The organism is Listeria farberi, assembly GCF_014229245.1.
Classification (GTDB): Bacteria; Bacillota; Bacilli; order Lactobacillales; family Listeriaceae; genus Listeria; species Listeria farberi.
In genome coordinates this window covers 106,094-128,763 of record NZ_JAARZJ010000003.1, presented here as the reverse complement: position 1 = coordinate 128,763, position 22,670 = coordinate 106,094, and the positions used below count along the sequence as shown (strand labels likewise).

The window sequence follows — 22,670 nt, the reverse complement described above, 5'->3', positions numbered from 1 at the left end:
CTTTTTTGTAGCACCGGAATTTTAACACTTACTAGTCCCCTTACATTCCGATTATCAATTAACTTCAAAAAAAGAATGACAATCAAAACGCAGGCACACTAGTACCCTTGCATCGTTTCGATTGTCATCTTTTCTCCTGACATGTTAATTAACTTGAGTCTATTTAATCATATCAAGAAAACGCTGTCAATCAAACGACTTGTCCTGTTTTTCACAATGTCTCTTTATCTGCCTCTTTACTTTTACCCCAATTCAAGAGAGTTATAACCCATTTTAAAAGAAATTAATTCACAAAGAAGAAAACACAAAAAAACCGCCACAAGTGACGGTTTTTAAAATTGTATTTAAGCTTCTTGTACTTCAGGATAAACGCTAACTTTTTTCTTGTCGCGTCCCATACGTTCGAAACGTACAACGCCATCAGTTTTAGCGAATAATGTATCATCGCCACCACGACCAACGTTAGTTCCTGGATAGATTTTAGTACCACGTTGACGGTAAAGGATAGATCCACCAGTAACAAATTGTCCGTCCGCACGTTTTGCACCTAAACGTTTTGATTCAGAGTCACGTCCGTTAGAAGTCGAACCGCCACCCTTTTTGTGCGCAAAATGTTGAATATCAAATTTTAACATGAAATTCCACCTCCTATTTGGAGTTAATTTTTATATGATCAGGATAGCTGTACGCTAATGATCTTAGTTGATTTTCCATCCCTGTAAGCAAGATTTGCACCACGTCATCCTCGACATAATCAGTAGGTACAGAATAGTAAAGGTAACCCTCCGACTCTTCTATTACAGGCTCAAAATCACGTACTTCTGAAATAGCATTCACCATCCCAAAAGCAATAGACGAAGCTCCTGCACATACCAAATCACTACCATGTTCGGCAAAATCGGCGTGTCCACTCATTGTAAAAGAAATTATTTGGTTATTTTCTCGCATAACATCGACTTGAATCATTGTTTTCGTCCTTTCAAATTAAGCATTGATTGCATCAATAGTTAATTTTGTGTAAGGTTGACGATGACCTTGTTTTTTGTGGTAGTTCTTTTTCGGTTTATATTTATAAACTGTCAATTTCTTCGCACGGCCTTGTTTTTCAACTTTAGCTGTTACAGTTGCTCCGTCCACGAATGGAACGCCAACTTTAGCGGAATCTCCGCCTACGAATAGAACTTTGTCAAAAGTAACAACATCACCAACTTCACCTGCTAATTTCTCAACATAGATTTCTTGGCCTGCTTCTACTTTGATTTGTTTCCCACCTGTTTCAATAATTGCGTACATACTTGCACCTCCTCATATACTAAGACTCGCCATTACAGGGGATTTACACAAGGTAAATACTTAACCCAGCTCTGTGCGGTTGTAGCTTGGTGCGCTACAAACATAACAGTAAAATGATAGCATAGAGAAGCTGTCTATGTCAATCACTTGTTAATTTTAATTTTCAACGCGAGCAATTTGATAAAAAGGAACTCGTTCGTCTGCCACTTCCCAATCAATTGGAGCATTATTAAAGGTATTCAAATCTAAGAACGCATCTAACACATCCTCTGTGGTGATGACTTGGATGCTACTTGGATCCCCTTCGATAATCCCACTTAATTCTCGTTCAAGTTGAAAAGCAAGTGTATCTTTTGAAGCAACATGCCCTGTACCGTAACAAACTGGACAAGGAATTGTCGTAACCTCTAAAAAGGATTGTTGTTTCTTTCGTCTCGTTAATTGTAGGAGCCCTGACTGCGACAATGCCGCAATTTGTGTCGTAATGTACTCTTTCCGGCTTTGTCTTTCTATCGCTTCCTGAAGCTTCTCTTGACCTGCTTCTGACATACCGCCAATAAAATCAACAAGAATCATGCCACTCATGTTACGTAGACGAATTTGTCTAAAGATTTCAGGAACCGCTTTTATATTAACTGCTTCTACTGTTTTTTCTTTATCGGTTGTACCTTTAAAACGACTAGAATTCACATCTACTACCCACATAGCTTCTGTTTTTTCGATAAAAAGAGAAGAACCATTTGAAAGGTGAACAACTGGTCTACTAAGGCGATCCATTTGTTGCTTAATGCCAAAGTCAGCAAACAAATCCCCGCTTTTCTTTAAAATAACCTCTTGATCAGTAAAGCTAGATTCTAGAATCTTCGCAAATTCAAAATCATCAGTAACAATTTCAGTTGGCAAATAGCGCTCGATAAATTGTTTCGTGCTCAAGAAAATGCCTGAAGCAGCAGATAAAAGTAAGCCAGGTTTCTTTCTTGTCGCAGCTTCTTTAAGTAATGTTTGATATTTTTCTCTGGCTTGATTTAACGCTACTTCTAATTGCTCTTTTGTTGCATTTTCTGCATTGGAGCGTATAATAGTTGCTTCATTTTCTACTAAAAGCAAATCCATTATTTTTTTCAGAGGTTCTTTATTCGCAATTCTTTTTGAAATGGAAATGTATTCTTTCCCGTGCAAATAAATCAACAAATCTCCTGAAAATTCAAGTACTGCTGATAAAAGAGGGAGTTTTGTGGCACTACCTTCTCGAACAATTTGTACGGGTATTTTTGCCCCTTGCGTTTTTTCATAATTTGCTGGAATATCTTTTAAATGTATAAAACCTTTATTTTGATTACCTAAATCAACGAAAGCTGTGTCCATTTTTTGGTCTATTTTCTGAATAAATCCATAAAAAATATCACCTACTTGGATTTTATTAGATGGGCGAATAATTTCTACATCAATTAACACGTCGTCTTCTAGTACTGCTACTCGTTTTTCTACCTGAGCTGCATTTACTACTAGTTTTTTCATCCAATCACCTTTTTTATAAAGACCCTTCATCCAAAAGATAAAGGGTCAAATTTTTATTTTCCGCCAAAAAGTTGTTTTAGCCGTGTGAAAAATCCTGGTTTTTTTGCTTCAATTGACATTAATGGGATAGATTCACCAAGAATGCGTCGTGCGATATTTCGGTATCCTTGAGAAGCACGATTGTTCGGTAACATTGCAACCGGATCCCCGCTATTAGATGAACGGATAACTTCATCATCATCAATAATAATACCAAGCAATTCAATAGATAAATGTGTAGTGATTTCATCAATATCCATCACATCCCCATTTACCATCATTTGTGTACGAATACGATTAATAATAAGTTTCGGTGGCTCAATATCTTCTTTTTCAAGCAGTCCAATAATTCTATCTGCATCACGAACAGCTGAAATCTCTGGCGTAGTCACAACAATCGCTTTATCAGCTCCAGCAACCGCATTTTTATATCCTGTTTCAATTCCTGCTGGACAATCAATTAAAATATAATCATAATCTGGACGAAGTTGATTAATTAAATCTATCATTTGTTCTCCCGAAACAGCATTTTTATCCGTAGTCTGTGCTGCTGGAAGTAAGAAAAGTAAATCATCAAAACGCTTATCTTTAATCATAGCTTGATGGATTTTGCAACGTCCTTCTACAACATCTACTAAATCATAAATAATCCGATTTTCAAGGCCTAAAACAACATCTAAATTACGAAGACCGATATCCATATCAATCAAGCACACTTTCTTACCTTGAAGAGCAAGTGCCGTTCCTAAGTTAGCAGTTGAAGTAGTTTTTCCTACTCCGCCTTTCCCAGAAGTAATGACTATAGCTTCTCCCATGTTTAACGCCCTCCTTGAAAATTAGAAATTTCCGGTCTAATTTTTCTTATCTTATGTATTTCATCAATCACTATTTCACCCGCGTCATTTACATATGCAGAAAACAAATCTGTAGCTGCAACTTCTTTATAATCTTCACTATCAAAACCGTACGTTTTTCCAGCTATTCTAACTTGGGATGGATAAAGAAATTTCCCGGCTACAATAGCATTTTCGTTACCTTCAAAACCAGCATGAATTATCCCCTTAATATTTCCAAGAACAAATACATTTCCATTCGAACGAATTTGTCCACCAGGGTTCACATCACCAATTAACAAAAAGTCTCCTGGAACTTGAACTACTTGTCCAGAACGAATAATCGTTGCCATAGAAAAAATCTGATCATTTTCTTTCCATTTCTTAGCTTCATCCTTAGACATAACATTACTATAAAATGCGCTAATCTTCATTTGACTATTGTTATGGATAATAGTTGAAATTTCACGTTCTTCTTCCTCTGAAAATAGTCGATTCCCGATTTGAACTTGTACCTCTAATTTTTCACCAGAGTACGGGTTTTGTTTTTGATCTGCTAGTAATTGCGATAATTCTTGTTGTAACTCCGATATACTTGCCTTATCACTAAGAAAAATACTGATGCCATTTTTTGTGCCTTTAATTTGAACATTCTTCTTCATATACCATTTCACCCCGCAACATTTATACTCTAGCCTTTAGTATACACTAACTCAAATTAAATGATAATAAAAAAATACTTTTTCTGAAAAAAACAGCTTGAAATCGCAAACTGTGGGTGTACTCCACAGTCATACTTTTACAAGTAATAGCGAATTCAAACTGATAAAATTACTATAGTTATTCTGATTTAACCAAACGATCAAGGAACAATCGGAACGGGAAAAAGATAACTAAAAAGAATGCCAGATTAAACAAAATCGTTGTCCAAAGACGTTGATCAATAAATACTGGAATAGTCATTGTGGTTGAACCAATTAAATAATAAAACGCATATACCAGACTCTCAGTAAGGATAACATTAAATACAGTGATTAAACCTACCAAGAAGATATTATTCTGTAAAACTTTCATAAATTTATCAGTAATATAAACTGTAAATGGAAAGATTGCAAAATAAATCCCCATGACACCTGTATAATAAATATCAAACAATAACCCTAATATAAAAGCATACACTAAAGTAGTATTACGTTTATAAAAGCAAGTCATTATTGTTAACATTACGAGTAAAAAGTGGGGAATAAATAGATGCTTATCATTGAAAAGACCATTACCAAACTGGAGGCTAAAGACGCCTTCTAAAATAAATGTTCCGACCATAATTGCAGGAAGCGCAATATTTTTCTTTACATTCATGGTTAATTGCCTCCAGTCGTATCCGAACTGGATGTATCATCTGCTGTTGTTCCTGCTTCAGCTGAACGTTTTAGAACGGTAACATGATTAAGATCATACATATCAGCTCCCGGCTTAATAAACGCGGTTTGAGATAATCCCATTTTATCCGTTTCTACTTTTTCAATAGTACCAATAAAAATACCTGCAGGGAATTTTCCGCCAAGTCCAGAAGTAACAACTTTTTGACCTTTTTTAAACTTCATATCATAAGGTAATTGTTTTAATTCAAGCAACTTCGTATCACTGTCATATCCATTAATAATTCCAAATGCATTTTCATCCCCCTGCACTTTAGCAGAAACACGATTTTTAACATCTGATGAAGTTAACAATTCCACAGTAGCAGATTTTGCTCCAGTTGTTGTCACCCTTCCAATAAGACCACTTGGTGTAGTTACAGCCATGTCAGGTTTTACTCCATCACTTGAACCCTTGTCAATCTCTACTTGATCGTTCCAATTAGTAGGATTTCTAGAAATAACAGAAGCATTAAGTGGATCAAAGTCTCGAATACTATCAGTAATATCTAGACTTTCTTTCAAATCTTTATTTTCTTTTTTTAAGTCTGCAACTTCACTTTCAAGTTGTGCCAATTCTTCTAAACGTTCTTTCAGATGTTGGTTTTCAGTGTATGTGTTTTTTAAGTCTGCAACTCCACCAAATACACCTGAGACAAATGAAGTAGGCTTAGCTACAATATTCTCGCCAAATCCAACAACATCTTTCACAAATTGTTCTGGCCACGAAGCATTTTCACGATCACGCAAAGAAAAACCAACTAGCGCGACAAGAACAATAATGGATATTAACAAGATAATCAAACGTTTATTAAGAAAAAATTGTGGCATAACGACACCTCATCTCGTTAGTACTCTTTTTTCATTTTTTTGCAGCGAATTCATCTTGTTATATGACTTAAATGAGTGTGTCCATTTAGCTCATTTTTTTGCGTTTATACATGTCCATATTTTCTAAAGCTTTACCAGTGCCAATTGCAACACAATCAAGTGGTTCTTCAGCAATGATAACGGGCATTTTGGTTTCTTCAGAAATTACTGTATCTAGATTACGAAGAAGCGCACCACCACCTGTTAATACAATTCCTTTATCCATAATATCAGCAGATAATTCTGGCGGCGTATTTTCAAGAGTTCCTTTTACAGCATCAATTATTGCTGCAACTGTATCAGAAAGTGCTTCACTAATCTCTTCCGGAGTAACTTCAATTGTTTTTGGAAGTCCAGTTACTAAATCACGACCACGAATACTAAATGGAGACAGGTCTAATCCTTTTGGATCAGCTGAACCGATTTCCATTTTGATTGCTTCTGCAGTACGATCACCGATTAATAAATTATATTTTTTGCGAATATAATTAATAATAACTTCGTCCAAATCGTCACCAGCAGTTCTTACAGAGCGGCTTGTTACGATACCGCCTAGAGAAATTACAGCAACTTCTGTCGTACCTCCACCGATATCAACTACCATACTACCAGTTGGCTCTCCTACAGGAAGACCAGCACCGATAGCTGCAGCAAAAGGTTCTTCAATAGTAAAGGCGTCTTTAGCCCCTGCTTGACGAGTCGCATCAATTACAGCACGTTTTTCTACACCTGTAATACCTGATGGTACACATATCATTACACGTGGTTTGCTTGCATTAACACTTTTCCCAGCTTTTTGTATGTAATATTTCATCATTGCTGCTGTTGTGTCATAGTCAGCAATAACGCCGTCTTTCATTGGTCGAATAGCAACAATATTTCCTGGCGTTCTACCAATCATATTTTTTGCATCACTTCCAACTGCAACTATTTCTTGTGTGTCTTTTTTCATTGCCACAACGGAAGGTTCACGAAGGACAATACCTTTTCCCTTCATGTAGACAAGCGTGTTCGCTGTTCCTAAGTCAATTCCAATATCTTTATTACCAAATCCAAACATCTGTATTCTCCTTTTCCTTCGTAATATTCTACAGGATACATTAAGTTTCCTAATTCGTCCATTAAATTAATGTTACCTTATCCCTTTTATGTCAATGTTTCTGTATAGACACATAAACAACCATCTTATTATAACATAAGTAAGAGTATCAGACATTAATTTTTCATGAGAAGGAAAAAATTTTAACTTTTCTTTAGAAATATATTTTTGCTTTTTTAATTTTAATGAAATTAAACTTTTAAAAGCACTATTATTATTTTAAAAATTCCATAATACAAAGAAAAACTGGGATAATAAACATCCCTATAACTATTGAAAATACAATAATATTATCTTTATATACTTTCCATCGATTTAACATGATCAATCACCTTTTGCTTTTTAATTGATACTCACCTTAACACATGAAAATATATGTTGTCTGTAGATAAGTTGTGAACACTTTTAAGATTTAAAAATATCCCTTTTCTTTTAAACTAATGTATTTATTTTTTCCAATAATAATATGGTCTAAAAGTGTTATTCCAACAATATTTCCTGCTTCTGCTAAACGTTTAGTAACGAGTAAATCTTCGCTTGAAGGAGCAGGGTCACCAGATGGATGGTTATGAAAACACATTATAGAAGCTGCTGATTTTCTCAGTGCTAGTCTGAAAACTTCTCTGGGATGAACAATAGAAGCATTCAGACTACCAACAAAGATGGTCTGTCTGAAAATTACTTGATTTTTAGTGTTTAAAAAAACACAGTGAAAATGTTCTTGAAAAAGGAAAGCTAACTCAGGCATTACTAATTTCACTGCATCTTCTGGACATCTAATGACAATTTCTTTTTGTTCCGTAACTAAGCTAATGCGTTTCCCTAGTTCTACCGCTGCCATAATTTTTGATGCTTTAGCAATTCCGATTCCATTAACTAATTGGAATTCTTCAATAGAAGCGTACTGCATTTCAGCTATATGTTTAAATTTCATCATAATTCGGTTTGCAATCGTTAAAACCGACTCATTTTTCGTTCCTGTTTCAATAATCAATGCCACTAATTCTGAAGTTGATAGCGCTTCTATTCCATAATTTTGTAGCTTTTCTCGTGGTTTTTCATTTTCTGAGATTTCATTCACTAGCATAAAGCTAAACCCTCATTTCATTAAAATACTAACTAAAATATAAGATGCAAAAATGTAAGGCACAAAAGGTACTTGTTTATTTTTCTCCACTTTTTTTAAAACTAACGCAATTAAAAGGATAGTGGCGCCCAGTATAATGGAGAGAAAAAAGATACTATATCCTATTTCAAAACCTAAAAAAGAACTTAATATAATAAGTATTTTAATATCTCCTAATCCAATTCCTTTTCGAAATAAAATAAAAAACACCAAATAAAAACAGCTACTTATAACGCTAGAGTAAACTAAAGATATAATTGATTGCTGAAAGAAAAAATAACATACTAACAACACTGAAAAAAAGAAAATCATTACCGAATTAGGTACATGCATATATAAAATATCTGTCACGAAGAAAAAAACGAGAAAATAATACATAATACTTCCTATAAAAAAGTGATAAGAAAAAGAAAATTGGTAATGTAGAAGAACGAAATAAATCGGTGTTATTAATTCTAATAAAAAGTAGTTTATCGGAATAGAAGTTTTGCAACATTTAGATTTTCCTTTTAGAAGGATAAATGAATAAATTGGTATGATTTGAGAGAAAGACAACTCCGTTTGGCAATGATTACATTTTGAAAAACGAAATAGAAATGATTTTTTTATTGGAAAGCATTCCCCTGCAACTTGGATAAAAGAAACAAAAATAGAACTATAGATTACTAGTAAAAAGTAAATCATCCGCCACCTCCTAGTTGTTACAAATAGAATAGCAAAGAAGATTTATTTTTGCACATAGGTAAAATAGTATTTTCACTGAATCGACTAACTAAAAAACACCTATTTTCCCTTAATAGAAAATAGGTGTTTTTAATTACTTTTAGCATACGAAAATACTATTTTAGTAGTTTGCGCTTTTTTATTTTTCTAAGTATACTCACTTTATTCCAAAAATTAGTTGTGCGATGTAAGTAAATATTTACGGACTTCAGAAATGAAATAAAGAGAGCCTGTGACGAAAAACTTAGTATCATTTTTGATTTCTTTTATATCATCTAGCGCTTGCTTCCAGTTTGGATTAGTAGAAATACCTTCTATAAGTCCCATTTGTATGACTTCGTTAGCACTCATTGCTCGTGGATAATCAAAAGTTGTCAATAAAATTTCAGTATCAGGAATTGTCTTTAAAAGAGCTATCATTTCTTGATATTTTTTATCTCCGAGTATGCTGATTATTATTTTTTTATGCCCAGGGTATGTTTTGATTGAATCGGCAAAAGTTTTTACACCTTCAGGATTATGTGCTCCGTCCAGCATAATAAATGGCTTCACATCAATCAATTCCATTCTTCCGGGCCAAAAAGCTTCTTTTAATCCCTGTTTAATTGCTGATTGATTAATTTCATAGGATGAAAATGTGTTGAGATATAGTAGTACTTTTATTGCAACTGCTGCATTATTTAACTGATGTATTCCTAATAAGCCAATAGTTATGTTCGTTATTTCGTCTCCATGTGATGTTCTGAATATGATTTCATCGTCTCTATTTTGCATGAAGAAATCTTTGTTTAACCATGCGACATTGGAATTGTTTTTAACAGCATTATTTATTATTACTTCTTGTGCTTCTTTTTGAACTACTCCAGAAATAACAGGTATGCCTGGTTTTATAATCCCTGCTTTTTCGCCAGCTATTTGTTCTATGCTATTTCCTAAAAACTCCATATGATCCATCCCAATGGTTGTAATTACAGAGATTAAAGGCGTTAAAACATTTGTGGAGTCTAGTCTTCCACCAAGCCCAACTTCAATGATACCAATGTCGATTGGCTCATACTCTGCAAAACATAAGAACATCATTGCTGTAATAATTTCAAATTCAGATGGCGGACCGTATACAGTTTTTTCAAGTTCTTCAGCTATAGGTTTTATTCTATTTGCTAAATCTAAAATCATTTGATCACTAACAGGAATACCGTTTACACTAATTCGTTCATTAAAAGTTTCAATATAAGGAGAAGTAAACGTTCCTGTTTTATATCCCGCTTCTTCTAAGCTACTTCTAATAAATGTAAGAGTAGAACCTTTCCCATTAGTACCAGCTATATGTACCCACTTATTAGCCTTTTCCGGATGGTTAAGCTTTTCCATTATATATTCCATTCGAGCTAATCCGGGTTTTATTCCTAAACGAAGTGTTCCATGAATCCAATCCAAAGCTTCCTGATACTTTTTGAATGCCATTATTTTACCACCTTAAAAAATGACCTTACCACACGATTTTATGATAAGGTCAAATCATTTTATTAAACTTCTTTCAACTTTTCAATCCTTTCAAGAACTGAAGCTTTTTTCTCTAGATAATCTTTTTCTTTTAAACGTTCCTCTGCTACAACATTTTCAGGAGCTTTACTAATGAAACGTTCGTTATTTAATTTGCCTTGAACTCTAGCTACTTCTTTATTCCATTTTTCCAGTTCTTTTTCAAGGCGAGCGATTTCTATGTCTAAATCAATTAATGCCTCTAATGGAATAAATATCTCAGCACCAGATACAACAGCTGTCATTGCTGTCTTAGAAGGCTCGATATCAAATGCAATAGTAACATTTTCTGGATTACAAAAACGTTCTATATAAGAAATGTTTTGTTCTAAAATCTCTTTATAAGTTTCATCTTTCGGCTTTATTTCAAGCACGATTGGTTTACTAAGAGGCGTATTCACTTCTGCACGGATATTTCGTACAGCGCGAATTACTTCAACCAATGTCCGCATTGCAGTAGATGCTTTTGAGTCCATTTGTTTCTCATCAACTTCAGGCCACTTGGAAATCGTGATAGATTCACCTTCATGAGGCAAGTTTTGCCAAATTTCTTCTGTTACAAATGGCATGAAAGGATGTAGCAAGCGCATCGTAGTATTTAAAGTATATGCAAGCACTGATCTTGTAGTTTGTTTAGCAACTTCATCTTCCCCGTATAATGGAATTTTAGCAATTTCAATATACCAATCACAGAAATCATCCCAAATAAAGTTATACAAAGTTCGGCCAACTTCACCAAATTCATATTTTTCACCTAGAGAAGTAACTGCTTGAATGGTTTCATTTAGTCTTGTTAAAATCCACTTATCACTAACTTCAGTCACATTAGATAAGTCGATTTCATCATATTTCATACCATCAAGATTCATTAATACAAATCGTGATGCATTCCAAATTTTATTAATGAAATTCCAAGTAGACTCTACTTTTTCAAAACTAAATTTCAAATCTTGACCAGGTGAGGAACCAGTGGCAAGTGTGTAGCGTAATGAATCGGCTCCATACTTATCAATAACTTCAATTGGATCTACCCCATTGCCAAGTGATTTAGACATCTTGCGCCCTTCTGAATCACGTACCAAACCATGAATTAAAGTATCTTTAAAAGGTCTTTCTCCTGTAAATTCAACAGATTGGAAAATCATTCTTGATACCCAAAAAAAGATGATGTCGTAACCAGTTACTAAAGTATTAGTTGGGAAGAAATGTTTGTAATCAGGGTTTTCAGTGTCAGGCCAGCCCATAGTAGAAAATGGCCATAAAGCAGAACTAAACCAAGTATCGAGAACATCTTCATCTTGCTCCCATTGATCTAGGTTTTCAGGCTCTTTCTCACCAACGTAGATTTCACCAGTTTCTTTGTGATACCAAGCAGGGATTCTATGCCCCCACCATAATTGGCGAGAAATACACCAATCGTGGATATTATCCATCCAAGTTTCATATGTTTTTTCAAATCTAGCAGGTACAAAATTTACTTTGTCTTCTGTTTTTTGAAGTGCTAATGCTTCAGCTGCAAGTGGTTCCATTTTAACGAACCATTGCAATGAAAGGTAAGGTTCTACTACAGCACCTGTTCTTTCAGAATGTCCTACTGAATGAAGATGAGGTTCTTGTTTTATAAATAAGCCTAAATCTTTAAAGTCTTGAATAATAGCTTTTCTTGCAACAAAACGATCTAAACCATTATATTTACCAGCATTTTCATTCATTGTTCCATCTTCATGCATTACAATTATCCTTGGTAAATCATGACGATTACCCACTTCAAAGTCGTTTGGATCATGCGCAGGTGTGATTTTCACAGCTCCTGAACCAAATTCTCTTTCTACGTATTCATCTGCAACAATAGGAATTTCTCTGTTTAAAATAGGCAACATAATTGTTTTACCGATTAAGTGTTGGTATCTTTCATCTTTTGGATGTACAGCAACTGCAGTATCTCCAGGAATTGTTTCTGGTCTGGTTGTTGCAACTTCTAAGTATCCTGATCCATCCGTAAGTGGATATTTTAGATGATAAAAACTTCCTTCTATATCTTTATGAATAACTTCAATATCTGATAAAGCTGTTTTTGCTTCTGGATCCCAGTTTATAATATACTGTCCACGGTAAATAAGCCCTTTATTGTATAGCGTAACAAATACTTTTTTTACTGCATCAGATAAGCCGGCATCTAAAGTAAAACGTTCTCTGGAATAATCTAAACCTAGACCTAATTTTTCCCACTGTTCTCGGATAAAATCAGCATATTCTTCTTTCCATTCCCATGTTTTATCAACAAATTTTTCTCGCCCTAAATCATAACGAGAAATATTTTCTTCTTTTAATTTAGCTTCTACTTTTGCTTGTGTAGCTATACCAGCATGGTCCATTCCTGGTAAATAAAGTGTATCAAAGCCTTGCATTCTTTTCATACGAGTAATTATATCTTGTAATGTTGTATCCCAAGCATGCCCCAGATGAAGTTTTCCAGTCACATTTGGTGGTGGGATTACAATGCTATAAGGCTTTTTATCAGTATTACCTTCTGCTTTAAAAAACTCTTTTTCTAACCACCATTTATATTTCCCGGCCTCTACATTACTAGGCTCGTATTTGGTAGGCATATTTATTTCGTTTTGTTCTGTCATAACGATTCCTCCTTTTTAAGCAAAATAAAAAACTCTTCTCATCCTAATAAAAGGACGAAAAGAGTATTATTCGCGGTACCACCTTTTTACCTACAACAAGAAATGTAGGCACTTCATTGTGTTAACGATAGACGAAATCTACCGGTTATTCCCTACTATTATTTCAGGAAAACTGCTCCAAGGCTACCTTCAGACATTATTTTTAAAAGCTTGCACCAACCGCTTTCTCTCTTAGAAAAATAAATGACCTACTTTTCCTCTTCATTGCATTTAGTTCTATATACTAAAAATAATTTTAACAAATGTTTGTAGATTCGTCAATTAGCCGCGAAGCATTTTACAGGTAACGTCAAAAGCTTCTAAAGTCGCATCAATTTCTTTTTCAGTATGCATTGTAGAAATAAAAACGCCTTCAAACTGAGATGGTGGTAGAAAAATACCTTGCGCTAACATTTCGCGGTAGTAGTTTCTGAAAAATTCTAAATCACTTGTTTTAGCCGTATCAAAGTTAGTGACTTTTTGATCAGTGAAGAAAAAGCCGAACATTGAGCCTGCTTTGTTTATGGATAGTGGTACTTCATGTCTAACCGAAATTTCGGTCAAGCCTTCTTCCATTCGCTTAATAAGGGAACGGAACACATCATAATGTTGTGGTGTTAATTGTCGAACCGTCTCAAATCCAGCATTCATTGCTAACGGATTACCGGATAAAGTCCCAGCTTGATAAATAGAACCAGCAGGCGCAATTTGTTCCATGATTTCTTTTTTACCACCATAAGCACCAACAGGTAGTCCACCGCCAATTACTTTTCCTAAGCAAGTAATATCAGGGGTTACAACATAGTACCCTTGGGCAGAATAATAGTCCACGCGGAATCCTGTCATAACCTCATCAAAAATCAGTAGCGCGCCGTACTGGGTTGTCAGTTCTCGTAACCCCTCTAAGAAACCATCAATTGGAGGGACAACACCCATGTTTCCAGCGACTGGCTCTACGATAACAGCTGCTATTTCTTCACCAAATTTTTCAAAAGCTAGTTTGGCGCCTTCTACATCATTGTATGGAACAGTAATTGTATCAGCAGCAAGACCTTTTGTAACTCCAGGTGAGTCAGGTAACCCCAACGTCGCTACACCAGAGCCGGCTTTGATTAATAAAGAATCTCCATGACCATGGTAGCTGCCTTCAAATTTCAAGATTTTTTCTCTTTTGGTATATCCACGAGCCAAACGAATAGCGCTCATTGTTGCTTCTGTTCCCGACGAAACCATACGCACTATTTCTATTGATGGAACACGCTCAATTACGAGTTTTGCTAGTTCTGTCTCAATTTCAGTTGGTGTACCAAAGCTAGTTCCTTTCATAGCTGCATCTGTAATCGCATTAACAACAGAAGGATTCGCATGTCCTAAAATAAGTGGCCCCCATGATAAAACGTAATCAATATATTTGTTTCCATCGACGTCAGTGATATAGGCGCCATCCCCATGGTCCATAAAAACTGGTGAAGCATCGACTGAATTAAAGGCGCGTACTGGACTGTTTACGCCACCAGGTAAAACTTTTTTTGCTTCTTTAAATGCTTTTTCAGATTTTATATAGTTTTGCAAAATTCCCGCCTCCTATTTGTTTAAGTATGTTGCTACATCTTTTGCAAAGTAAGTAATAATTAATGTCGCTCCAGCTCGTTTCATACTTGTCAGCATTTCTAAAACAATTCGCTCTTCATCAATCCAACCATTTTGAGCTGCTGCTTTTACCATTGCATATTCACCACTAACATTATAGGCTACAATAGGTAAATTTGTTTGATTCTTTACATCTCGCATTATATCAAGGTACGAAAGAGATGGCTTGACTATTAGAAAGTCTGCTCCTTCTTGCTCATCCGATTGCGCCTCCCGTAGTGCTTCTTCGCGATTCGCTGGATCCATTTGATAGGATTTTCTATCTCCAAATTGCGGTGCACTCCCAGCAGCATCGCGGAAAGGCCCATAAAATGCAGAAGCGTATTTTACTGCGTAAGACATAATTGGTATATCGTAGAATCCAGCGTCATCAAGACCTTCTCTGATTACTTGAACAAACCCATCCATCATGTTTGAAGGTGCAATGATGTCCGCACCCGCAGAGGCTTGACTGACAGCTGTTTGTTTCAGTAATTCTAGTGATTCATCGTTTAGAATTTGACCATTTTCAATTACACCACAATGTCCATGATCTGTAAATTCGCATAAACATGTATCTGCTACCACTATTATTTCAGGAAATTTATTTTTTATTAGCCTTGTTGCTTTTTGGATAATGCCATGGTCATGATAAGCTTGTGTACCAACAGCATCTTTTTCAGCAGGTATACCAAATAAAATAACAGCTTTAATTCCAAGGCTCGCAACAGTGTTCATTTCCGCTTCTAATTCATGTAAAGGAAATTGAAAAACGCCTGGCATGGAAACTACTTCTGTTTTTGGTTTTGTACCATCTTTGACAAAAATCGGATAGATTAAATCATTTGTATGTAAAACTGTTTCCCTCACTAAATCACGCATTGTTTTTGTTTTTCTTAAACGACGATGTCTATCAAATTGATTGTTCATTTAAATTCCTCCTGTATTATCAAATCAGCTAAGTGCTTCATGGTGAAGGTTTTTGGTTGGTATGTAACTTCCCAACCATCTGCTAAAATTGCCTCGGTAGTTATATTACCGATTGATGCGATGCGCCAGTTTTCATTTTTAATAGAAAATTGTTTCGCGATCGTATAAAAGTTTTTCCAAGCAGAAGGGCTAGCGAAAATAATTATTCGTTTTTCATCTAGTTTCAATTGTTCGATTAATATTGTTTGAGAATTTTCTGGGAAGCTTGTTTCATATAGTTCAATCGGAAAAACTAGGTGTCCATTTTGTATAAGTGTATCTTCTATTATCGTTCTACTTAAGTTGCTTTGTGGAAGTAAAATACTTGTTTGGCTAGTATTTTCACCTAACCACTCGGACAAAAATACTTCTGATTGGTAAACGGACGGAACAAAATTAGGCTTATATCCATATTCTGCTAACTTTTCTTTTGTTTTCTCGCCAATAACTGCTATTTTGTAATTCAATTTACTAAATTGTTCATTGAAAAAATATTCTACTGCATTTGCACTCGTTAAAAAAAGCCAATTTGCCGTTTGTTGCTCTAGGCTCAGACTGATTTTTTTAGGATGCGTTTCAATTAGTGGAATTGATTCAACGTCGAAACCATTTTGCGAAAAATAATCTTGCCATAGTTTATTTTTGCTCGCTTCTCTTGTTAAAACAATTTTTTTAATCATATGTTTCTCAGTTCTTTGATAATGGTGTCTGCACCTTCACTTAGCAATTCTTCAGCTACTTGATTGCCAATTTCAGCTGGGCTCACACCAGTTCGTTCAGATTCAAGAATAATTGAACCGTCTGCGTTACCAACCAAACCTTTAAAGTGAACTGAATCGTCCGTTTTTGTCGCAAATCCAGCAATTGGGATTTCGCAGCCACCATTTAGTTTTTTCAAGAAAACGCGCTCTGCTTCTACACAGATTCCCGTTTCTTCATGGTGAATAGAAGCTAACATATCGCAAATTTGAAGATCAGTTTCTCTACATTCGATAGCAAGAGCCCCTTGCCCTACAGCAGGTAAACATAATTCAGGAGATATATCTTCTAGTTTTAAACTCGTATTTTCAAGCCAGCCCATTCGTGCAAGTCCAGCTTTTGCTAAAATGATTGCATCAAAGTTTTCAGCATGTAATTTTTGAAGCCGAGTATCAATATTGCCGCGAATTGGCTTAATGACAAAATCAGGACGATATTTTAAGAGTTGTGCCGCGCGACGTAGACTACTTGTGCCTATTACTGAGCCTTTTGGTAATTCATCTAGTGTGCTTACCTCATTAAAAACAAAACAATCTAATGGGGATTCACGTTTTGGAATTGCTCCAATGACTAGTCCGTCTTTCAAACTTGAAGGCACATCTTTCATACTATGTACCGCGAAATCTATTACTTCATCGCTCAAAGCTTGCTCAACTTCAGAAACAAATAGACCTTTTCCACCTACTTTACTCAAAGTAACATCTAAAATACGGTCGCCTTTTGTAACAATTTCTTTTATTTCAAAATCGATTTCAGGATAGTTTTTTTTGAGTTTGTTAATTACCCAGTTAGACTGTGTTAAAGCTAATTTACTACGTCGCGAACCAACAATTATTTTCCGTTTCATCCGTTAACTCCTCGTTTCGGCTTGTTCTTTTTCTATTACATTGACATCTGTTTCTGTTAAACCAAATATACGTTTAAAATGTTCAATACTTGTATCTGCATCTTCTTCCACAGACATTTCTTTTAATTCTGAGATAGGTCGTTTTAGCATTTGGTTAATGATGCTTTTCATATGTTTTCCGATTTGAATATATTCCCGTTCTGTTAACCCTGGAAGTTTATTTTCTAAGCTAGTCATAGTAACTTCTTGCATATCTAGCGCTTTTTCACGCAAAGCTCGAATGACAGGAACGACACCAAGTTGTTTTTCCCATTCAAAAAAGCCTCGAACTTCTGTATCAATCGAATCTTCAAGTCCTTGAACGATTCTTTGACGTTCTAAAGAGTTAGCACTTACCACTCCAGCTAAATCGTCAATATCATACAAATGGAAATTGGGAATATATGAACAATCATGTTCAACGTTTCTTGGTAAGCCGATGTCAATTACAAGCATAGAGCTCGCTTTTTGTTCCATCAATTCTTGCATAGCTAGTTGTTTAATAATCGGCTCTTCGGCACTTGTTGAGACGAGTACAATATCTGCTCCTAACAAATGGTCCAACATATTTTCATATGCACCAACTTTTGCTTGAAATTGATTCGCTAATATTTCTGCATTAGATTTTGTACGATTGATGATGGTAATATCTGCAATGCCACTTCCAGCAAGGTTTTGTAAAGCAAGTTCACTCATTTCCCCTGCTCCAATTAGGACGATTTTTTTGTTATCTAATGAGCCATATAGTTTTTTTGCAACTTCTACAGCTGCATAACTAACCGAAACGGCATTTTCGTTAATTTTCGTATGATGATGTACTTTTTTTGCAAAAGTAACTACTTCCCGGAAAAGTCTGTTTAAAAGTGTTCCTGTTGTGCCCGTTTGCTTGGCGATTTCGAATGCATGTTTTACTTGTCCGAGAATTTGCGTTTCGCCGAGTACAAGTGAATCGAGCCCCGCAGTTACTTTATATAAGTGATTAACAGCCAATACTTCTTCATGAAAAAACAAATAAGGCTCGATTTTATCCATATCCATTTGAAACCAATTGGCCATAAAGCGTTTTAAGTAATATCTGCCTGTATGTAATTGATCGACAACTGCCACAATTTCCGTTCGATTGCATGTCGATATAATAACATTTTCGAGGATGCTTTTTTCCTGCAGTAATGTTACTAAGGCCATTTCTTCTTCCGTTTCTTTAAAAACTAATTTTTCGCGGATGTCGATTGGTGCTGTATGATGATTCAGCCCCATGGTGAGAATAAACATTCGATAATCCTCCTAAAATTAAATTGAACTCTAATACATTCTACCACTTTTCGATGTGGACACCAAATAGTCCGTTTATGTATTTAGACGGAAAAAAGAGCTGGATTTTTCATTCCAACTCCTTCTATTATTCCATTCCTTCTTTGATAAACTGCCATGCTTCGTCTTTTCCCATCTTTGTTTCAGAAGAAAATAAGACAAATTTGTCATCCGAATCAAAATCTAGTGTTTCGCGCACAATTTTAGCATTTTTTTGCCATTTGCTACGTGGGATTTTGTCGGCTTTTGTTGCTACGATGATAACCGGAATATCATAATACTTTAGAAATTCATACATCATTCGGTCATCTTCTGTAGGTTTATGGCGTAAATCAACAATTTGAATAACACCACGAAGTTGCTCGCGAGAAGTGATATACGTTTCTATCATAACACCCCATTTTTCTCGTTCGGTTTTCGACACTTTAGCAAAACCGTAGCCTGGTACATCAACAAAGAAAAGTGCTTCTTCAATTTTATAAAAATTTAGCGTTTGTGTTTTTCCTGGTTTTTGTGAAATTCTTGCCATACTTTTACGGCGAATCATCGTATTAATAAACGATGACTTTCCGACGTTGGATCGACCTGCAAGTGCATATTCTGGAAGATCTGTTTCAGGGTATTGTTCTGGTCGAACAGCGCTTATTACTAGTTCTACATTATTTACATCCATAATTGTCCATCCTGTTCTATTCATTATCTTTTACTAGTATAACGGAAAAAGAGGAAAAAAGCACCATGAAAAAATACTGCCCCATTTGAGACAGTATTTTTCAGATTAGTATTTGCTTACTTCTGCTACTACTTGTGCAATGAAGGCGTCTAAGTCCATTGTTTCAGAATCCTTAGAGCCGTAGCGACGAACGTTTACAGAACCAGCTTCTACTTCTTGATCCCCGAGCACTAATGCATACGGGATTTTTTTAGTTTGTGCTTCGCGAATTTTATATCCTAGTTTTTCGTTACGGTCATCTACTTCCGCGCGAAGTCCAGCACGTTGTAATTTATCTTGGACTCCTTTTGCATAATCCAAATGAGCGTCGGCATTAACTGGGATAAGTTCCATTTGTACTGGAGCTAACCAAGTTGGGAAAGCGCCTTTATATTCTTCAATTAGGTAAGCAACAAAGCGTTCCATTGTAGATACAACTCCGCGGTGAATAACTACTGGGCGATGTTTTTCACCATCTTCGCCGATGTAAGTTAAATCAAAGCGTTCTGGAAGTAAGAAGTCAAGTTGTACAGTGGAAAGTGTTTCTTCTTTGCCAATGGCAGTTTTTACTTGAACATCTAGTTTTGGACCGTAAAATGCAGCTTCTCCTTCTGCTTCAAAGTAATCCATCTCCATTTCGTCCATGGCGGATTTAAGCATGGCTTGGGCTTTTTCCCACATTGCATCATCGTCAAAATATTTTTCTGTATTTTTCGGATCACGGTAGCTTAAACGGAAGGAATAATCTGTAATATCAAAGTCTTTATACACTTCTAAAATCAGTTCCACAACGCGCTTGAATTCGTCTTTAATTTGATCTGGGCGAACAAAAACATGTGCATCGTTTAGAGTCATGCCACGAACACGTTGTAATCCTGAAAGTGCCCCGCTCATTTCATAACGGTGCATCATACCAAGCTCTGCTATACGGATTGGCAGTTCACGATAACTGTGGATATCATTTTTATAAATCATCATGTGGTGTGGACAGTTCATTGGACGTAAAACAAGTTCTTCATTATCCATTTTCATAGTTGGAAACATATCTTCATGGTAGTGATCCCAGTGCCCACTTGTTTTGTAAAGTTCCACGTTTGCCATAATTGGAGTATAAACGTGATTGTAACCTAGACGTTCTTCTTTATCCACGATATAACGTTCGATAACACGGCGAATAGTCGCACCTTTTGGTAACCAAAGCGGTAATCCTTGTCCAACTTCGATACTATTTGTAAATAAATCTAATTCTTTCCCTAATTTACGATGATCTCGCTCTTTTGCTTCTTTTTGCATTTGGATAAATTCTTTTAAGCCATTTTTATCGAAGAAAGCTGTACCGTAAATACGTTGCAGCATCTTGTTGTTGCTGTCTCCGCGCCAGTAAGCACCAGCTACACTTAATAGTTTAAATACTTGAATTTTACCAGTAGAAGGAACATGAACACCGCGACAAAGGTCGAAAAACTCACCTTGAGTATAAATTGTCACTGTTTCATCTTCTGGGATTGCCTCAATAAGTTCTAATTTATATTGATCACCAATTGCTTTAAAACGTTTAATTGCTTCCTCTCGAGAAACAACTTCTCGTTCGATTGGTACATTTTCACGAACGATTTTTTGCATTTCTTTTTCGATTTCAACTAAAGATTCATCACTAATAACAGCTTCTGTATCAATATCATAGTAGAAACCAGATTCAATTGCTGGACCAACTCCAAATTTCACATCTGGATAAAGTCGTTTTAGCGCTTGAGCCATTAGATGAGCTGTACTGTGGCGTAAAATACCAAGTGCATCTTCATGGTCTGGAGTAACGATTTCAATTACGCCATCTTCATGGATTGGCGTTACTAAATCAAGTAATTCCCCGTTTAATTTACCTGCGAGTGCTTTCTTTTTTAGACCTGGGCTGATGGAAGCCGCGATGTCAGCTGTTGACACGCCTGGCTCAAATTCTTTTACAGCACCGTCTGGAAATGTGATTTTCATACTAATCTCTCCTTTTCTTTTTTTAAATTATGGTTAGGAGGGCAAAATAAAAAACCCATCCCTCCTACTTTCAAGGGACGAGTTTATGCTCGTGGTTCCACCCAAGATTCAGAAATAGCTAAAACTAACTACTTCACTCTTGTCGCCTGTAACGGAGCGATCCGTCTATTATTACTAGTAAAAAACGTTCCTAATAGAAGTTCCAAGGTGGTCCAAATTTAAGTTCCAATAGAAGGTTCCCAGCTAGCCCTTCCTCTCTATAATTTTCCGTTAAATTGGTTGTCCTTTTCATCACTTTGTTTTATATTACTTCACATTATAAGCCCGATAAGATATATTTGCAAGTACTTTTTAGAAGCGGCGATTTTTACCTTCTAAGTTAACCTCTTTCGATAAATAGCGCACCCGTTCCATGATTCGGCGAGCTTTTAGTTTTTCTTCGGTACCGTTTTGAGCAAACATTAAATGATTCTCAAGTTGATCCATATTGTAATTAGACGAGAAAAACGTAGGTAATTCTTCTTGCATCCGAAATTGTAAAATCGCACCCAACACTTCATCACGTGTCCACGCTGTCATTGATTCTGCTCCAATATCATCAAGCATTAATACTTCGGTTTCTTTCGCAAATTGGATTTTTTCGCCAACAGTATTATCCGAAATAGACTGTTTCACTTCGCGCATGAACTCGGGTAAATAAACAAGTGTCGTTGAAATACCTTTTAAAGCAAGTTCTTTCGCAAGAGCGCCTAACAAATATGATTTTCCAGTCCCAAAGCTACCATGAATAAATAATCCCTTCACACGCTTCCCACTTTTCGGAGGATAATTATTTAAAAATTGATAAGCTTCAACAAGTGCTAATTGACGTGATTCTTCATCCGTATAAAAGTCCGCTAAATTCGCATCCACTACTTGTTTTGGCATATAAAGAGAACGAATTCTCCGCTCAACTGCACGGCGTTTATCTTCTTCTATTTTCTCTTTCGTCGGATAGTAGGTGACAGTGATGAATTCCCCATTAAGGACCAGTTTTGGCGCATAGCCGGGCATTAAAGTTTCTTCCTGTTCAGTGAATTTTTTGTGTTGTGTCATGAATTCATATAAATTGGACAAGTTTTGATTAACTAATTGCTCGGTAACCTCTTCTTTGTGCTCTTTGAAAAAATCTTGAATTGGTTGATAATGGAGAACTTGTTGTTTTAAACTTTGGTATTCTTTTTCAAAGTCGCGTCCTTCAAAAAGCTGTCCTAATGTTCTTTCGATGTTATCCATCTTCTTC

General features: G+C 35.8%; 21 protein-coding genes and 3 other annotated features. All 21 genes read right to left on the bottom strand.

Annotated elements, in window-relative coordinates; all coding sequences use genetic code 11:
• Positions 1-344: 344 nt before the first annotated feature.
• Entirely contained in the window at positions 345-635 is a 291-nt protein-coding gene (rpmA, locus tag HCB45_RS03755) for a 50S ribosomal protein L27 (RefSeq protein WP_003726866.1), read from the bottom strand.
• Positions 636-648: 13 nt separating this feature from the next.
• Positions 649-966 (bottom strand): ribosomal-processing cysteine protease Prp, encoded by a 318-nt coding sequence (locus HCB45_RS03750; protein WP_185318855.1) that lies wholly within the window; start codon positions 964-966, stop codon positions 649-651.
• Between the two features lie 18 nt (positions 967-984).
• Positions 985-1,293 (bottom strand): 50S ribosomal protein L21, encoded by a 309-nt coding sequence (rplU, locus tag HCB45_RS03745; RefSeq protein ID WP_003719835.1) that lies wholly within the window; start codon positions 1,291-1,293, stop codon positions 985-987.
• A 12-nt stretch (positions 1,294-1,305) separates the two neighbouring features.
• Positions 1,306-1,384, bottom strand: a sequence feature (ribosomal protein L21 leader region).
• A 65-nt stretch (positions 1,385-1,449) separates the two neighbouring features.
• Complete coding sequence (locus HCB45_RS03740) at positions 1,450-2,811, bottom strand: ribonuclease E/G (protein ID WP_185318857.1); 1,362 nt, start codon at positions 2,809-2,811, stop codon at positions 1,450-1,452.
• A 53-nt stretch (positions 2,812-2,864) separates the two neighbouring features.
• Positions 2,865-3,665, bottom strand: coding sequence for a septum site-determining protein MinD (gene minD, locus HCB45_RS03735; protein WP_185318858.1), 801 nt, complete (start codon positions 3,663-3,665; stop codon positions 2,865-2,867).
• Positions 3,666-3,667: 2 nt separating this feature from the next.
• Positions 3,668-4,345, bottom strand: coding sequence for a septum site-determining protein MinC (gene minC / locus HCB45_RS03730; RefSeq protein ID WP_185318859.1), 678 nt, complete (start codon positions 4,343-4,345; stop codon positions 3,668-3,670).
• Positions 4,346-4,523: 178 nt separating this feature from the next.
• Positions 4,524-5,042 (bottom strand): rod shape-determining protein MreD, encoded by a 519-nt coding sequence (gene mreD, locus HCB45_RS03725; protein ID WP_185318860.1) that lies wholly within the window; start codon positions 5,040-5,042, stop codon positions 4,524-4,526.
• Positions 5,043-5,044: 2 nt separating this feature from the next.
• Complete coding sequence (gene mreC / locus HCB45_RS03720) at positions 5,045-5,932, bottom strand: rod shape-determining protein MreC (protein WP_185318861.1); 888 nt, start codon at positions 5,930-5,932, stop codon at positions 5,045-5,047.
• An 85-nt stretch (positions 5,933-6,017) separates the two neighbouring features.
• A complete protein-coding gene (locus tag HCB45_RS03715; protein ID WP_185318862.1) occupies positions 6,018-7,031 on the bottom strand; it encodes a rod shape-determining protein in 1,014 nt (337 codons plus the stop codon).
• Positions 7,032-7,482: 451 nt separating this feature from the next.
• Positions 7,483-8,157: a RadC family protein gene (gene radC / locus HCB45_RS03710; RefSeq protein ID WP_185318863.1), complete on the bottom strand. Its 675-nt coding sequence runs from the start codon at positions 8,155-8,157 to the stop codon at positions 7,483-7,485.
• A 12-nt stretch (positions 8,158-8,169) separates the two neighbouring features.
• Complete coding sequence (locus HCB45_RS03705) at positions 8,170-8,880, bottom strand: prepilin peptidase (RefSeq protein WP_185318864.1); 711 nt, start codon at positions 8,878-8,880, stop codon at positions 8,170-8,172.
• A 213-nt stretch (positions 8,881-9,093) separates the two neighbouring features.
• Positions 9,094-10,383, bottom strand: coding sequence for a bifunctional folylpolyglutamate synthase/dihydrofolate synthase (locus HCB45_RS03700; RefSeq protein WP_185618885.1), 1,290 nt, complete (start codon positions 10,381-10,383; stop codon positions 9,094-9,096).
• Between the two features lie 62 nt (positions 10,384-10,445).
• Positions 10,446-13,094, bottom strand: coding sequence for a valine--tRNA ligase (locus HCB45_RS03695; protein WP_185618883.1), 2,649 nt, complete (start codon positions 13,092-13,094; stop codon positions 10,446-10,448).
• Between the two features lie 47 nt (positions 13,095-13,141).
• Positions 13,142-13,368 (bottom strand) — a binding site (T-box leader).
• A gap of 47 nt (positions 13,369-13,415) precedes the next feature.
• A complete protein-coding gene (hemL, locus tag HCB45_RS03690; RefSeq protein ID WP_185318867.1) occupies positions 13,416-14,705 on the bottom strand; it encodes a glutamate-1-semialdehyde 2,1-aminomutase in 1,290 nt (429 codons plus the stop codon).
• A gap of 12 nt (positions 14,706-14,717) precedes the next feature.
• Positions 14,718-15,692, bottom strand: a complete 975-nt coding sequence (gene hemB / locus HCB45_RS03685) for a porphobilinogen synthase (RefSeq protein ID WP_185618881.1) — start codon at positions 15,690-15,692, stop codon at positions 14,718-14,720.
• Positions 15,689-16,411, bottom strand: a complete 723-nt coding sequence (locus HCB45_RS03680; protein WP_185318869.1) for a uroporphyrinogen-III synthase — start codon at positions 16,409-16,411, stop codon at positions 15,689-15,691. The genes hemB and HCB45_RS03680 overlap by 4 nt, the downstream gene beginning before the upstream one ends.
• On the bottom strand, positions 16,408-17,337 hold the full coding sequence (hemC, locus tag HCB45_RS03675; RefSeq protein ID WP_185618879.1) for a hydroxymethylbilane synthase: 930 nt from the start codon (positions 17,335-17,337) through the stop codon (positions 16,408-16,410). The genes HCB45_RS03680 and hemC overlap by 4 nt, the downstream gene beginning before the upstream one ends.
• 3 nt (positions 17,338-17,340) lie before the next feature.
• Entirely contained in the window at positions 17,341-18,648 is a 1,308-nt protein-coding gene (hemA, locus tag HCB45_RS03670) for a glutamyl-tRNA reductase (RefSeq protein WP_185618877.1), read from the bottom strand.
• A 127-nt stretch (positions 18,649-18,775) separates the two neighbouring features.
• Complete coding sequence (gene yihA / locus HCB45_RS03665) at positions 18,776-19,360, bottom strand: ribosome biogenesis GTP-binding protein YihA/YsxC (protein WP_185618875.1); 585 nt, start codon at positions 19,358-19,360, stop codon at positions 18,776-18,778.
• Between the two features lie 105 nt (positions 19,361-19,465).
• Positions 19,466-21,388, bottom strand: coding sequence for a threonine--tRNA ligase (gene thrS / locus HCB45_RS03660; RefSeq protein WP_185618873.1), 1,923 nt, complete (start codon positions 21,386-21,388; stop codon positions 19,466-19,468).
• A 70-nt stretch (positions 21,389-21,458) separates the two neighbouring features.
• Positions 21,459-21,689, bottom strand: a binding site (T-box leader).
• 50 nt (positions 21,690-21,739) lie between these two features.
• Entirely contained in the window at positions 21,740-22,663 is a 924-nt protein-coding gene (gene dnaI / locus HCB45_RS03655; protein WP_185318873.1) for a primosomal protein DnaI, read from the bottom strand.
• Positions 22,664-22,670: the final 7 nt, after the last annotated feature.